General features: G+C 68.2%; 13 protein-coding genes. 7 read left to right on the forward strand and 6 right to left on the reverse strand.

From position 1 onward, the window contains the following. Positions 1-65 precede the first annotated feature (65 nt). Positions 66-455: a bleomycin resistance protein gene (locus QFZ53_RS11400; protein ID WP_307296449.1), complete on the forward strand. Its 390-nt coding sequence runs from the start codon at positions 66-68 to the stop codon at positions 453-455. A gap of 45 nt (positions 456-500) precedes the next feature. Here QFZ53_RS11400 and QFZ53_RS11405 read toward each other — a convergent pair whose 3' ends face one another. Both QFZ53_RS11405 and QFZ53_RS11410 read right to left on the reverse strand, forming a co-directional pair. Continuing rightward, positions 501-1,382 carry an NTP transferase domain-containing protein gene (locus QFZ53_RS11405; RefSeq protein WP_307296451.1) on the reverse strand — a complete coding sequence of 294 codons (882 nt, stop codon included), beginning with the start codon at positions 1,380-1,382 and terminating at the stop codon, positions 501-503. Beyond that, positions 1,379-2,623, reverse strand: a complete 1,245-nt coding sequence (locus QFZ53_RS11410; RefSeq protein ID WP_307296453.1) for a molybdopterin molybdotransferase MoeA — start codon at positions 2,621-2,623, stop codon at positions 1,379-1,381. Before QFZ53_RS11410 ends, QFZ53_RS11405 begins: the two co-directional genes overlap by 4 nt. A gap of 102 nt (positions 2,624-2,725) precedes the next feature. Here QFZ53_RS11410 and fdhD point away from each other — a divergent pair, with 102 nt between their 5' ends. Together fdhD and QFZ53_RS11420 are read left to right on the forward strand one after the other, a co-directional pair. Next, positions 2,726-3,613: a formate dehydrogenase accessory sulfurtransferase FdhD gene (gene fdhD / locus QFZ53_RS11415; RefSeq protein ID WP_307299397.1), complete on the forward strand. Its 888-nt coding sequence runs from the start codon at positions 2,726-2,728 to the stop codon at positions 3,611-3,613. A gap of 19 nt (positions 3,614-3,632) precedes the next feature. Beyond that, the gene (locus tag QFZ53_RS11420; protein WP_307296455.1) at positions 3,633-5,945 is read left to right on the forward strand and encodes an FdhF/YdeP family oxidoreductase; all 2,313 of its coding nucleotides are present in this window, start codon (positions 3,633-3,635) and stop codon (positions 5,943-5,945) included. 15 nt (positions 5,946-5,960) lie between these two features. Here QFZ53_RS11420 and QFZ53_RS11425 read toward each other — a convergent pair whose 3' ends face one another. After that, a complete protein-coding gene (locus tag QFZ53_RS11425) occupies positions 5,961-6,809 on the reverse strand; it encodes a hypothetical protein (RefSeq protein ID WP_307296457.1) in 849 nt (282 codons plus the stop codon). 80 nt (positions 6,810-6,889) lie between these two features. Here QFZ53_RS11425 and QFZ53_RS11430 point away from each other — a divergent pair, with 80 nt between their 5' ends. The 3 genes from QFZ53_RS11430 to QFZ53_RS11440 all read left to right on the forward strand — a co-directional run bounded on the left by QFZ53_RS11430 (position 6,890) and on the right by QFZ53_RS11440 (position 9,761). Continuing rightward, positions 6,890-8,131, forward strand: a complete 1,242-nt coding sequence (locus QFZ53_RS11430; protein WP_307299399.1) for an MFS transporter — start codon at positions 6,890-6,892, stop codon at positions 8,129-8,131. A gap of 96 nt (positions 8,132-8,227) precedes the next feature. Further along, the gene (locus QFZ53_RS11435; RefSeq protein WP_307296458.1) at positions 8,228-8,722 is read left to right on the forward strand and encodes a hypothetical protein; all 495 of its coding nucleotides are present in this window, start codon (positions 8,228-8,230) and stop codon (positions 8,720-8,722) included. 79 nt (positions 8,723-8,801) lie between these two features. Further along, on the forward strand, positions 8,802-9,761 hold the full coding sequence (locus tag QFZ53_RS11440) for a DNA topoisomerase IB (protein WP_307296460.1): 960 nt from the start codon (positions 8,802-8,804) through the stop codon (positions 9,759-9,761). Positions 9,762-9,816: 55 nt separating this feature from the next. Here the strand turns inward: QFZ53_RS11440 and QFZ53_RS11445 are convergent, their stop codons facing one another. Next, entirely contained in the window at positions 9,817-10,674 is an 858-nt protein-coding gene (locus tag QFZ53_RS11445) for a 3-hydroxyacyl-CoA dehydrogenase (RefSeq protein WP_307296462.1), read from the reverse strand. Continuing rightward, a complete protein-coding gene (locus QFZ53_RS11450; RefSeq protein WP_307296463.1) occupies positions 10,671-11,135 on the reverse strand; it encodes a MarR family winged helix-turn-helix transcriptional regulator in 465 nt (154 codons plus the stop codon). Before QFZ53_RS11450 ends, QFZ53_RS11445 begins: the two co-directional genes overlap by 4 nt. Before the next feature lie 124 nt (positions 11,136-11,259). Here QFZ53_RS11450 and pepN point away from each other — a divergent pair, with 124 nt between their 5' ends. After that, positions 11,260-13,752 carry an aminopeptidase N gene (gene pepN / locus QFZ53_RS11455; RefSeq protein ID WP_307296465.1) on the forward strand — a complete coding sequence of 831 codons (2,493 nt, stop codon included), beginning with the start codon at positions 11,260-11,262 and terminating at the stop codon, positions 13,750-13,752. A gap of 53 nt (positions 13,753-13,805) precedes the next feature. Here pepN and QFZ53_RS11460 read toward each other — a convergent pair whose 3' ends face one another. After that, entirely contained in the window at positions 13,806-14,693 is an 888-nt protein-coding gene (locus tag QFZ53_RS11460; RefSeq protein WP_307296467.1) for an aminoglycoside phosphotransferase family protein, read from the reverse strand.

Raw genomic sequence — 14,693 nt, forward strand, 5'->3', positions numbered from 1 at the left:
TACGCGACGTTCCTGTTGCATGCGATCCGGTGCAGGATCGAACCGAGCGCGAACGAGGCGCCGGAGTGAGCGGAGACCGTGCCGTTCCCAATCTCCCCTCACGAGATCTCCTCGCGACGAGCGCCTTCTACGCGCGATTCGGTTTCATCGAGAGCTTCCGCGATGAAGGCTGGATGATCTTGAGGCGCGGATCCGTCGAGCTCGAGTTCTTCCCGGTCTCAGGTCTCGACCCGTGGACGAGCTCGTTCCGCTGCAGCATCCGGGTCGCCGACCTCGATGAGCTGTGGCGCGACACGATCGCTGCCGGCATCCCCATCGGAAAGACGGGATTCCCGCGGCTGCACGAGCCGCGTGTGGAGCGTTCGGGACTGCGCATCGCCTACCTCGTCGACCCCGACGGCAATCAGCTCGCTCTCATCGCCGAACCCCATACTCGGGCGCCGTGCGCCCGGTGATCGTGAGGGCGCTGAGACGAGGTGAGACCTTATCGCCGGCTCCGTTCAGCTGCCGCCCGGCCACTCGGCGATGCGCGCTCGAACGGTCGCGACGGCGTCATCGATCGTGCTGCCGCGTCCGACCGCGAGGCCGATGAGGAACGTGGTCACCGGCCCAGCCGGGCGTACCACCTCGTGTGCGGTCTCGCGCGTGACGTCGAGGAGAAGTCCGGTCGGGACCTGGTCGGGATCCAGGCCGAGATCGGTGGCCGTCGCGCGCACCCACGTCTCGAGGTCGGAGGGGGAGTCGGTCATGATGTGGTCCTTCCCACTGTTCGCCGGGTGCGCTCTTCGATACTCGTCGATCGCCTCCCAGGTGTCGAGATCCGTCGCCGCTCCGCCGACAGGGACTGCTCGGAGCACGAGGCCCGAAAGCAGATCGCGCATCGACGCTCCGTCGGCCTCTGCCAGCGCGTGCACGGCGCGACGCAGCGAGGCGAGGTGATAGCGCCCCGCGAGCCACTGCTCGCGCCCTGCTGCATCGCTTCCGACGACGCCGTCGACATCGGCGGGAAATGCGGCCGCGTCGAGCAGCTGCACGAGACGGACCGCCTCGGGGAGGTCGGCGGCCAGCACGAGCACCTCTGCGTCGCTTTCGTGAGAATCGACGGTGTCGACATGGCCGAGAGCGTCGAGTCCCGCGGCCAGCGCCGCGGCCGGTCCGCCGAAGCGCGGCTCCTCCCGCGCCCAGACGACGCGATCGTCGTCGATCTCGAAGGGGCCGCCGACCACCACGATCCGCTGTCGAGTCGCAGCCGCCTCGATGGCGTGCTCGATCAGCGGGCGCCCGGCCACCGGCACCATCGGCTTGTCCGCGCCGCCGAGTCGGCGGGCACGCCCTCCGGCGAGGACGATCGCAGGACCCGCGATGCCGTGGTCGGCGGTCACAGGAGCATCACCGACACGAGATCGCCTTCGAGCACGGCATCGACATCGGCGGGGATGATCGCGAGGGCGTCGGCGACCGCCAGGGAGGAGATCGGATGGAAGCCGTTGCCCTTGGTCGCAGGCTCGACCCGGTCTCCGTCGAAGACGACGGGGAGAAGCTGCGTCTTGCCTGCGCGCACCCGCCACGACCGGCTCGCGGGCAGCGTCAACCGTCGTCGCTCGACGTCGCGGTGACCCGCCAGTGCACGCAGCGCCGGGCGCACGAACACCTCGAACGACACGGCCATCCCGAGCGGAGAGCCCGGCAGGCAGAAGACCAGCGCGCCGTGGTGCATTCCGAATCCCTGCGGCTTGCCCGGCTGCATCGACACGCTGTCGAAGCGGATGCCGTACTCGGGTCCCATCACGGCCTTGACGACGTCGAACGCACCGACGCTGGCGCCGCCGGTCAGGATGACGACATCGGCGACGTCGAGCACGCCCTGCACGGTGCGGCGGAGAAGCGCGGGATCATCCGGAACCGAGCGCACAGCGGTGACGTTACCGCCCGCGTCGGCCACCGCCGCCGCGAGAAGCACCGAGTTCGACTCGGGGATCTGCCCGCGGTCGGGCGTCGATGCCGGCGGTACGAGCTCGGTTCCTGTGGAGATCACGGCGACTCGAGGGGCAGACCCCACGAGCACCCGGTCGTATCCGCACGAGGCGATCGCGGCGAGCTGCCATGCTTTCAACTCGGCGCCGGCATCGACGACGACCTCTCCCGCCCCGCGATCCTCGCCTGCGCGCCGGATGTGAGCCCCATGCGCCGCCGCCGTCAGCACGGTCACGCGCTCCGGCGCGTCGTGCCGCACCGCCGTCCCCAGATCCGTGTGCTCGAGCGGCACGATGGCGTCGGCGTCGCTCGGCACGGGGGCGCCAGTCATGATGCGCGCCGCCTCGCCCGGGCCCAGAGCGGGGTCGTCGGGGGCGCCTGCCGGCACATCCGCGATCACCCTGAGCACGGCCCCGGAGACGGCATCCGCCTGTCGCACCGCGTAGCCGTCCATCGCCGAGGCGTCGAAGAGGGGGAGCGGCCACCGGCTGCGCACCTCCGCCGCAAGTACACGCCCGCGTGCCGCCGAGAGCGGAAGCAGCTCGGCGGGGAGCGGGGTCACCGCCTCGAGGATCCGCTGACGGTGCTCGTCGATCGTGATCATGCGCGGGGAGGCCGAGTGACCGGCGTCGGAGACGACATGGGTCAACGGTATCCGTTCGGGCGCACAGAGCGCCTCGTGCCCCTGAAGTATGAAGCGACGGCGCGCGGAGTCGTGTCGAATGCCGTGAGCGCGAGTAGGGTCGGCATCGTGGGCAGGATCACGACGCGACGACCCGTACTCCGCATCACCGCGGGAGAAGGCGCTGATCGACGCGCCGACACGCTCGCGGTGGAGGAACCTCTCGAGATCCGCATCGCGGGTACCGCATTGGCTGTGACGATGCGGACGCCGGGGCACGACGTGGAGCTCGCCGCCGGCTTCCTCGTCTCCGAGGGCATCATCGGCCAGACAGACGAGTTCCGGTCGGCGATCCATTGCGGCGGACCGGGCACGGGAGGCGATGAGAACACCTACAACGTGCTGGATGTGGCGTTGGGCACCGGGGTGCGCCTGCCGACGGCCGACGACGCCAGACGTTTCTACACGACCAGTTCGTGCGGCGTGTGCGGGAAGGCGAGCATCGACGCCGTCTCGACCGTCTCGCGCTACGACGTCGGCGGGGACCGACTCGAGATCGACGATCAGTGGATCACCGGCCTGCCCGATCGGCTGCGGGCCGGTCAGGACGCGTTTCAGAAGACCGGCGGACTGCACGCGGCGGCGCTCTTCGACGGCGCCACGGGAGAGATGCTCGTGCTGCGAGAGGATGTGGGGCGGCACAACGCCGTCGACAAGGTCGTCGGCTGGGCGCTGCTGAACGAGCGACTGCCTCTGCGCGCCATGGTGCTGCAGGTGTCGGGGCGGGCGAGCTTCGAACTCGTGCAGAAGGCGGTGATGGCCGGCATTCCGGTGCTGTCAGCGGTCTCAGCGCCGTCGTCATTGGCGGTCGAGCTCGCGGAGAGCTCCGGGCTGACCCTGGCGGGCTTCGTCCGCGGGCGGAGCATGAACGTCTACGCGCACGCGCAGCGGATCAGGATCACGCGCGCCACGGCACGCGACACGGTGAACGAAGGGGCGATGACCGGTGAGCACTGAGGATCGAGGACGTCGGGGGATGGCATTCGGATTGCTTCCTGCCGAGCCGCGACAGGGCGGGTACGGACCGCGCACCGATCGACCGTGGTCGCGCAAGCCGTATCGCCACCCCGCAGCCGGCTGGGGTGCGGCTGCGTCGGTGGGCCGCGTGGTGCTGCGTGAACGCGAGCCCATCGCAGGTCCTTTCGCGATGCTGAAGATGAACCACCCGATCGCAGGCTACGACTGCCCCGGGTGCGCCTGGCCCGACGATCTCGGCAACCTGAAGCTCGACATCTGCGAGAACGGCATCAAGCACGTCACCTGGGAGATGACGCGCAAGCGCGTCGAGCGGGCGTTCTTCTGGGAGCACACGGTGTCGGAGCTGGCCGACTGGACGGACTTCGAGCTGGAGGATCAGGGGCGTCTGACCGAGCCGATGGCCTACGACCCGGAGACGGATCGCTACCTTCCGATCTCCTGGGAGGAGGCTTTCGCCGTCATCGGCGACGAGCTTCGGGGACTGGACAGCCCCGACGAGGCCGCGTTCTACACGTCAGGCCGACTCAGCAACGAGGCGACCTTCCTGTATCAGCTGATGGTGCGCGAGTACGGGACGAACAACCTGCCGGATTGCTCCAACATGTGCCACGAGGCGTCGGGGCGGGCGCTGAACGCCTCCATCGCGACCGGCAAGGGCACGGTCGATCTGCACGACTGGGAGCAGTGCGACGCTCTCTTCGTTCTCGGCGTCAACGCGGCCTCGAATGCCCCACGCATGCTCACGGCATTGTCGGACGCGGTTCGCAGGGGCGCGCAGGTCGTCCACGTGAACCCCCTGATCGAGGCCGGGGCCACCCGGACCATCGTCCCGCACGAGTTCGTCGACATGGCCCTGTTCAAGAGCACCGACACCGGCACGATGAACCTGCAGGTGCGTCCCGGCGGCGACCTGGCGCTCATCCGCGGCATGGCCAAGGTCCTGTTCGAGAGGTCGCAGAGCGACCCGGGCGCTCTGGACAGTGCGTTCCTCGCGCAGTACACGCAAGGCTTCGATGAGTACCGGATGCTGGTCGACGCCACCGAATGGCCTGACCTCATCCGTCAGTCGGGTCTGTCGGAGGCCCAGATCAGATCGGCGGCCGAGGTCTACCTCGCCTCTGAGCGCACGGTGATCAGCTGGTGCTTGGGCGTGAGCCAGCACGAGCACGGGGTCGACACCGTCCGCGAGATCGTGAATCTTCTGCTGCTCCGCGGGAACATCGGCCGGCCGGGCGCGGGACCCTCGCCGATCCGCGGCCACAGCAACGTGCAGGGCAACCGCACGTGCGGCATCGACCATCGCCCGCCGGCCTGGACCGACCGTCTCGCCGAGGTGTGCGAGATCGACCCGCCGCGGCATCCGGGACTCGACACCGTCAAGACGATCCGCGGCATGAACGACGGTTCCGTGAAGGTGTTCGTCGGAATGGGCGGGAATTTCGTGCTGGCGGCGCCGGACACCGCCTTCACCGCGGAGGGCCTGCGCCGTTGCCGGCTCACGGTGCAGGTGAGCACCAAGCTGAACCGCAGCCATCTGGTTCACGGTGAGAAGGCGCTGATCCTGCCCTGCCTCGGGCGCACCGAGCGCGATGAGCAGTCCGGCGGCCTGCAAGGGGTGACGGTCGAGGACGCCATGAGCATGGTGCATCTGTCGATGGGACGCAAGCAGCCGGCATCCGCCTATCTCCTGTCGGAGCCCGCGATCATCGCCGGGATGGCGAAAGCGACCCTGCCGGACACGCGCACGCCCTGGGACGAGTACGTCGCAGACTACGATCGCATCCGCGACGTGATGGCCCAGGTGCTCCCCGGGTTCGAGGGCTTCAACCGTCTCATCCGCGATCGGCACGGGTTCCGGATCCCGCAGGGGGCGAGGGAGAGGGAATTCGGAACCGACTCGGGCCGGGCCGAGTTCTCCCACGCACCGCTGCCCGATGTGATCCCTGCCGCGGCCGACACCCTCGTGCTGCAGACCATGCGCTCGCACGATCAGTGGAACACGACGATCTACTCGAACGACGATCGCTATCGCGGGGTCAAGAACATCCGCGAGCTCATCTTCATGCACACCGACGACATGAGCGAGCGCGGAATCGCGGAGGGCGATCCGGTCGACATCGTCTCGACGTCGAAAGACGGTTCCACGCGTGCGGTACGCGGGTTCCGGGCGGTCGCGTACGACCTGCCTCGAGGCAGCGCCGCCGGCTACATGCCGGAGATGAACGTGCTCATCGGTCACCGCGATTTCAGCGCTCAGAGCGATCAGCCGCTCATGAAGAGCCTTCAGGTGACCGTGTCGCCTTCGCGCTGACGACGTCGCAGTCCGTCAGCCCGTGGTCGTGCGGGTGCTGGTTCCGCATTCGCCGATGAAGCCGAGGTAGCACACCGCTTCGTGGGTCTCTGCGGGCGTGTAGTCGTTGTTCGACACCTCGCGGGTGGCGCGCTCGGCCGTCTGATGCAGTCCTCCGTACCCGCCGAGCGTCTCCACGTAGTAACCCTCGCCGTCCTGCGCCTTCATCTGCTCGATCATGTCGGCGTAGTCCGTGCAGACGGCGGACCCGCTGTCGGTCAGGCTGACACCGCTGCACGCGGCGTTGTACGAGGCCACGTACAGGTTGGTGCAGTCCGTCCAGTCCTGGTTCACCCAGCACGGGTTGATCTCGTCCATCGTGACGTCGTACAGCCCGGTGTCGTACTCCTCGGTGTGGAACGTCTCCGGATGCTCGGGCACGTCGATCGCCGTCCAGTGGCGGGCGGTGGCGAATGCGAAGACCACCGTGCCGATGGCGGCGAGGATCAGCACGAGCAGAATCGACAGGATCACCCATAGGGCGGTGTGCTTCTTCTTCGGGGGAGCGGATGCCATCGACGAGGCGAAATCGGGATAGGGCGTGGTCGCGGTCGGGAATCCCGTGGGCTGAGCGGCATAGGGGTCGGAGATCGGCACGGTGGGCTGGTCGACGGCGGCCCCTGGGTAGGGCGCGGGCGCGATGACGTACTCCGCGGGCGGGGCGGATGCCGGTTGCGTCGACAGCCAATACGAGTACCAGGCCTGGGCGGTCGCCGCCTCCGCGTAGACGGCGTGCGCTTCAGCGTCGGTCAGATGGATGCCCATCGCAGCCCGCTGATCTGCGTTCAGCAGCGAACCCTGGAACTCCTCGAAAGACATGGCCATAGACAGGATGATTCCAGACCCGCGGGCCTGGGGAAAGCGAGCATGTCGGCGGCATCCGCAAGAATGCACTGGTGGTCGGTATGAGAAGCTTCTGGAACGCCCTGCCTGCAGAAGGGCGGTGGCTGCTGTCGACAGTGGCGGTGCAGACGCTCGGACGAGGCATGACTCTGCCCTTCACGATCATCTACCTGCATGAAGTGCGCGGGTTCGATCTGGGATTCTCCGGTGCGCTCATGAGCCTCATCGCGATCACCGGGCTGATCATCACAGGGCCGGGAGGCACCCTGATCGACCGCATCGGCGCCAGACGCGTGCTCATCGCGGGGTTGATCGCGATGATCGCGGGTTGCGTCCTGCTCGCCTTCGCCACGCATCCGCTCGTCGCGACGGTCGCCGTCATGCTGATCGGCGTGAACTTCGGCGTCTCCTGGCCGGGCTTCAACGCGCTCATCGCGACCGTGGTCGACGGCGAGGTCCGCCAGCAGTACTTCGGCGTGAACTTCGCCCTGGTGAACCTCGGCATCGGCATCGGAGGGGTGATCGGCGGCTTCTTCGTGAACGTCGACGATCCGAGTACCTTCACGACCATCTTCCTGATCGACGCCGTCACGTGCCTGGTGCCGCTCGGCCTGCTGCTCGGACCTCTCCGGCACGTCCGCACGCAGCCAGACGAAGCGGACATACCAGCCGAGCATGGCGGGTACCGCGAGATCCTCCGCCGTCCGGTCGTGCTCTGGATCACGGCTCTCACGTTCCTCTCAGTCTTCATCGGCTACGGCCAGATGGAGGCGGGTTTCCCGGCCTTCGCGCGACAGGTCGCCGAGGTGTCCACGCAGGTCGTCGGCATCTCGTTCGCCGTCAACACCGCGGTGATCGTCCTGCTGCAGTTCGCCGTCTTGAAGCTCATCACCGGGCGGCGGCGCACCCGTGTCATGCAGCTCATGGCTGTGATCTGGGCCGCGTCGTGGCTCCTGCTGGGCGGCGCGGGACTGCTTCCCGGCACGCTCGCCGCGGCTGTCGGCGTCATCGCGTACATGGGCGTGTTCGCGTTCGGTGAGACGATGCTGCAGCCGACGGTTCCGGCGATCTACAACGACCTCGCCACCGATGCCACGCGAGGGCGCTACAACGCGATCAACTCCGCCGCGTTCCAGGGAGGAGCGATCACGGGACCGCTCGTGGCGGGCGTGATGCTGGGCGAGGGGCTCGGCGGGTGGTTCATCGCGGCGATGGTCGCCGGTGCGGTCCTCGTCTGCGTGCTCGCTCTCGTGCTCGAGCGCGTCCTCGATCCCGCCGCGAACGGCGTCGCCGTTCAGGTCTGATACGCGGGGCGGCGCTCCCGGGCTTCGCGGCACGACGGCATGCATCTCCATCGTTCGGACGATGGATAGGGATGCGCCGCCGCATAGGCTTCGGGCATGCCGTTCGAATCGCTGTTCCTCCGTCTAGATCGCATCGCGGGCGGACGCCAGGCCGGGTATGCGATCGACGAGGAATCCCGACGGCATCCGAAGACCCGCCGTTCCTTCCGGTGGATCCTCTGGCTGCTGGTGGCCGAGCTGGTGCTCGGAATCGGCGCCGTCGTGGTCGCACTGATTCTCGCCGCCGGAGGCGACACTGTGCCGTTCAGCGTCTGGATGCGTACGGTCGTCGTGCTCGGCATGACCGCCACGCTGTTCTACTTCGCCTGGCGCGCCTCGCTCGGGTGGCGCTGGGCCTACGTGCGGCTGCGCCTGTTCGCGCAGATCTTCCCGGTCATCACGCTCGTGCTCGCCGCGATCCCCGGACTGTACCCCGTGTGGATGGTGACCGAGCAGATCGTCTTCAGCCTCATCATGATCGGCATCGCCGACTTCCTCACCAGCGATCACATGCGAGCGGTGTTCGCCGCGCCCGCGAGCCCTCAGCCTTAGCAGGTGGCGCTCGCACGCGCCACTCCCTCCACATCCGAAGACCGACGAGGAAGAGTCGTCGATGATGTGAGGAGGGGCGATGATGAGCCTGGTGCGGGTGATCCCCGGAGAGGACCTCGGCTTCCGCCGTGTGCGCTCCGGATCCGGCTTTCGCTACGTCGACGCAGACGGGCAGTCCGTCTCGGCGGCTGACCGCGAGCGGATCCAGGACCTGGTGATCCCGCCTCGGTGGACGGACGTGTGGATAGCCGCGGATCCGCTGGCTCACATCCAGGCGGTGGGCACGGACGATGCGGGCCGTCGGCAATACCTCTACCACCCGCTCTGGCGGGTGCGCAGAGACCGCCGGAAGTTCTCGCGAGCCCTGCGCCTGGCCGAGGCGTTGCCGACGGCGAGGCGGCGAGCGACCAGGAGCCTGCGGGCAGACGGACTCACCAGGGAGCGCGCCCTGGCACTCGCGTTCAGGCTGCTCGACGATGCCGCGTTGCGGGTCGGATCCGAGCGATACCTCGTCCGCCATGGAAGCCGGGGATTGACCACCCTGCAGCGGCGAGACGTCCGCGTCGATGGGCCGTCGGTCTCGTTGTGCTTCCCCGCGAAAAGCGGACGGACGGCGTCGGTCGAGGTGACCGACGCCGTCCTCGCCGACGCGATCGCCGACTTCGCAGCGGGATCGCCGCGGGCGCCGTTGCTCGCCTACCGAAAGGGCCGTCGGCGAGTGCGGATCACCCCGACAGAGGTGAATTCGTATCTGCGCGAGCTCACGGGGGCGTCGTATTCGGCGAAGGATTTCCGCACGCTGCACGGCACCATCCTCGCCGCCGATGTGCTCGCCCGCATCGGACCTATGCAGGCGCGGCAGGATCGCCGGCGGGCCGAGCGGCTGGCCGTGCAGGCGACGGCATCGGGTCTCGGCAACACGACGGCGGTCGCGCGGGGGAGCTACGTCGATCCCCGCGTGTTCCGCGAGTACGCGCGTGGTCGGACGCTCGATCTCTCGGTGTCGCCGGAGACGGCGATCCGCAGACTCCTGGGATGACAGGAGCCGGCCGTCGCACAGGGCGACGACCGGCTCGAAGGCTGGAGGATGCGCCTCAGCCCTCGTGCGGGTAGGTGTAGAAGCCTTCGCCGGTGGCGAGGCCCAGCTTGCCCTTGTCGATGTACTGCTCCTTGAGCAGATCGGCGAACTTCTGCTGCTTCTCGTCGCCCATGCGCGAGATGTTGTACGCGGTCGTGAGGCCGACGATGTCGTAGATCTCGAACGGGCCCTTCGGCGCCCCGGTGCCGATGCGCCAGGTCGCGTCGATGGCCGCAGGCTCCGCGATGCCGTCGACGAGCAGCTCGGCGCCGGCCTGGAGGAACGGCACGAGAAGCGAGTTCAGCAGGTAGCCGGCCTTCTCCTTCTTGATCTCGATCGGAACCATGCCGATCTGCGCGGCGAACTCGACGACCTTGGAGTAGACGGCGGGGTCTGTGGCGGGTGTGCCCATGACCTCGGCCGTGTTGTGCGACCAGATCTCGTTGGCGAAGTGAAGGGCGAGGAATCGGTCGGGGCGACCCGTCGCGTCGACGATGTCGCTCGGCAGGAGCGTCGACGAGTTGGTGGCGAAGATCGTCTTCGCCGGTGCGACCTCGGCGAGGGTGCGATAGATCCCCTGCTTGAGCGCGAGGTTCTCCGGGACGGCCTCGATGATCAGGTTCGCGTCAGAGGCGGCGTCGGCGAGGTCATGCGTGAGCCGGATGCGGCTGATCGCCGATTCCGCTCCACCGTCGGCAGCGCCTGCGACGCCGTCGGCGGTGTATCGCGCGGCGAGTCCCCGGAACCGTTCGGACGCGCGCTCGAGCGCCGCCTGGTCGATGTCGTATGCGACGACGTCGAAGCCGTGGAAGGCGGTCTGGTACGCGATCTGCGATCCGAGGACGCCGGTGCCGAGAACGGTGATGTTCTTCATTTCTCTTCCTTCTGTGTTGACCTTGTGGGTCGGGTTCCTTCTTCGCCAGCACGGTCGAAGCGGTCGAGATCGTGCGCGAACCGAGCGACCTCGGCATCCGACCATGCGGTGAGGTGCGTCTCGATGACGTCCTGCAGTGCATCGAGCGTGCCGCGGTAGGCGGCGGCCCCCGCGGGCGTCAGCTCAAGCGGGCGCCCGCGTCCGGTTCCGGCATCCGCTTCGCAGACGATGCCGAGAGCGGTGAGGCCCGCGAGCTGACGCGACACCGTGGAGCGGTTGAGGCGGAACATCCTCGCGATGTCGGTGGAGCGGATGCCGGGCTGCTCGGCGATCGCCATCACGATCGACTGGTCGGTCACTGAGAGCGGCGCGTCGCCGAAGCGGGCGTCGACGAGGCCGCGTCGTGAGATGGCGACCAGCGAGCGGAGTACGGTTTCGCTGTCCGTGCGTCGTGTGCCCATTCTTGCCTCCTGTTGCTTTATGCAACACTACGCGCGACTGTTGCATTCCGCAACAGACGGTCGTACGAGGTGAGCGTCACGGTCGTGCGAGGGGAGTGAGGGGCGCGGATGACAGGATGGAGGCATGGACACAGCCAACCTCACCCGTGAGGAGACCGCGGCGCGATCCGCTACGGTCTCCGTGCGCAGCATCCGCGTCGAACTCGACCTGACCGGAGCTCCCGAACGTGCCCGCACGGGTTTCCCGACGACGACCACGCTCGAGTTCGATGCGATCGAGGCGGAGACGTGGCTCGACTTCATGGGCGAATCCGTCGAGAGCGTCACGGTCAACGGTGAAGAGGCTCCCGTCGTCTACGACGGCGCACGGATCATGCTGACAGGACTGAGGGGGTCGAACGTCGTCGTCGTGTCGGCGACCGGTGCATACAGCCGATCGGGCGAGGGCATGCATCGCTTCCACGATCCGGCCGATGACCAGACGTACCTCTACACGCAGTACGAGCCTGCCGACTCGCGACGAGTCATGGCCTGCTTCGAGCAGCCGGATATGAAGGCGGCGTACACCTTCGTCGTGGATGCGCCGGCCGGGTGGGAGGTGCTGTCCAACCAGACGCCCGTCAAGATCGATGCGGGTGTCGGTGTACAGCGGGTCGAGTTCGCACCGACGCTGCCGATCTCCAGCTACATCACGAGCGTCGCAGCCGGCCCCTACTCCCGTGTCGACGGTCTCTGGGAGCGCGAAGAGCAGCGCGTGGAACTGAAGGTCTTCGCAAGGCGCTCGCTGGCGCAGCACCTCGAAGCCGACGAGATCCTCGAGATCACACGGCAGGGGCTCGACTTCTTCACGGATGCCTTCGCCTACCCGTACCCCTGGGGAAAGTACGACCAGATCTTCGTCCCCGAGTACAACCTCGGCGCCATGGAGAATCCAGGACTGGTCACCTTCACCGAGGCCTATCTGTCACGGGGAGCAGCGACGGAGGCGCAACGCGCCGCCCGTGCGAACACGATCCTGCACGAGATGGCGCATATGTGGTTCGGCGACCTCGTGACGATGAAGTGGTGGGACGACCTGTGGCTGAAGGAATCGTTCGCGGACTACATGGGCGCACACGCCTCGGCGGCCGCGACGCGATTCCGCGACGCCTGGGTGAAGTTCGCCGCGAGCCGCAAGGCGTGGGCCTACAAGCAGGATCAGCTGCCGACCACGCATCCGATCGTCGCGGACATCACCGACCTGGAGGCGGCGAAGCTCAACTTCGACGGGATCACCTACGCCAAGGGCGCGGCCGTGCTCAAGCAGTTGGTCGCGTTCGTCGGCGACGAGGCGTTCTTCGAAGGGGCGCGCAGGTACTTCGCGGCGAACGCCTTCGGCAACACGACCCTCGAGGACTTCCTCGTGCAGCTCAGCGAGGTGTCGGGGCGGGACATGAGCGGCTGGTCGCAAGCCTGGCTCCAGACGTCGGGCGTGTCGACTCTGTGGCTCGAAGAGGGCCGCGTGATCGTGCAGAGCGATCCCCGTCCACACCGTCTGCGCGTCGGTCTCTATGGATGGACCGAGGGGCGGCTCGTGCGCCAGTCGCAGGTCGCGGTGGACATCACCGACGAACGCACCGAGGTGGAGCTGCCTGACGCGGCCCTCGTGCTGCTCAACGATGACGACCTGACCTATGCCAAGGTCCGGTTGGACGCGCGATCCCTCGAGACCGCGGCGTCGTCGCTGTCGTCGATCGACGACCCGCTCGCACGAGCGCTCGTCTGGTCGTCGCTGTGGAACTCGACCCGCGACGGCGAACTCGACGCCGTGCGCTTCCTCGAGATCGCTCAGGCGCATGTGCCCGCGGAATCGAACATCGGCCTGCTCGTCGACGTCCTCGGCAACGCGGCGTTCGCCCTGCGGCACTTCGTGGTGTCCGAAGCTCAGAGCACAGCCCAGCGCGCGTGGCTCGACTGCGCATGGAACGCCCTGCAATCGGCTGACGCCGGAAGCGACGCGCAGCTGTCGTGGGCGCGCGCGGTGGCGACGGCATCCGCCTTCGACGATGCACGCCACCTCGAGATCAGGGCCATGCTCGACGGTGAGGCGCCCGCGGGGCTGACCGTCGACCCCGACCTGCGGTGGCAGCTGCTCACTGCTCTCGTGACGACGGGGCACGCCTCGACGGACGACATCGCGGCCGAGGCCCAGCGCGACGACACCGGCAGTGGACGCACCGCCGCCAGGCGCGCCGCAGCATCACGGCCGCTCGCGACGGTGCGCGCCGAGGCGTGGGATGCCGCCTGGAACGATCTCACGCTCAGCAACGACCATCTGGACGCGTCAATCGCCGGGTTCCGTGCGGGCGGGCGTCGCGACCTGATCGCGGGCTTCGACGCGGAGTACTTCGAGCGGATCGCCGATGCCTGGCGCACGCGCAGTATCGAGCTCGCTCAGCGTCTCGTCGTCGGGCTCTTTCCTGCAGCCGATTCGCTCGCGCCAGTCGACGCCTGGCTCGCGGCCCATGACGACGCCCCTGCGGCGCTGCGGCGCATCGTCATCGAGCAGCGCGATCAGCTCGCGAGGGATCTGCGGGTGCGAGGTGTTGCCAGGCATCCCGCCGCCGCTGGTCGTTGACGCTGCGTTTCGTCTCGTTCCGCTCGCTCAACGACCCGCGACTTGGACGTGCATCACGTCGATGCGGGGAGGGCGAGCTCGGCTGCGGTGCTCGTCCCGATCTCGCGGTACTCGGGCAGATCGTCGCTCTGCGTCAGGAAGACGAGGGTGAGGTATGCGGCCCAGGCGCGGGCACGCGTCCATGTCGTGCCGTCGTAGCGATCGCGCGTCGCGTCGCGGAACGCCGTTCGACCCGCGCGGTCGAACAGCAGCCAATGCGCGGCGAGGTCGTAAGCGGGGTCGCCGGCTGTGACGTCGCCGAAGTCGATCAGGGCCGCGATGCGCGTGTCGCGCACGAGGACGTTTCCGGGATGCACGTCGCCGTGAATCCAGACCCGCTCGGTCGAGAGGGGTGCGGCCAGGCCCGCTGCCCATGCGTCGTGCAGGGCCGGCTGGTCGCGGAACTGCGCGAGCCGCTCCTGCATCCCTCCGTCGCGCGTCGCCAAGGGGTTGCCGCGGAAGGGATTCGACGGTGCATCATCCGGCGCCGGACGGTGGATGGCGCCGAGCGCGCGGGCGAGATCTGCAGCCCAGGCACCGTTGTCTTCTCTCGGAAGGCCGAGCGCGCGTTCGCCTGAGAACCACGGGGTCACAGACCACGCCCACGGGAAACTCGACGTCGGCTGGCCGTTCACGACGGGCACAGGAGAGAGCACGCCGAGCTCGGCCAGCCAAGGCCCGAGGACCGGCAGCGCGCGCTGTTCGTGCCGGATCAGCGGTGCGGCCACGTCGCGGCGGGGGATCCGTACGGCCAGGTCGTCGCCCAGCCTCCAGATCGCGTTGTCCCAGCCTTCGGCGACGAGACGCAGGGGCAGTTCGACGAGATCCGGTGCGGCGGCGTGCAGAAGCGCGCGGACATCGGACTCGGAAGCCGAGTGTTCGGCGGCGGGGGAGTCCGCCAT

Origin of the sequence: Microbacterium natoriense, from assembly GCF_030816295.1 — a bacterium.
Taxonomy (GTDB): domain Bacteria; phylum Actinomycetota; class Actinomycetes; order Actinomycetales; family Microbacteriaceae; genus Microbacterium; species Microbacterium natoriense_A.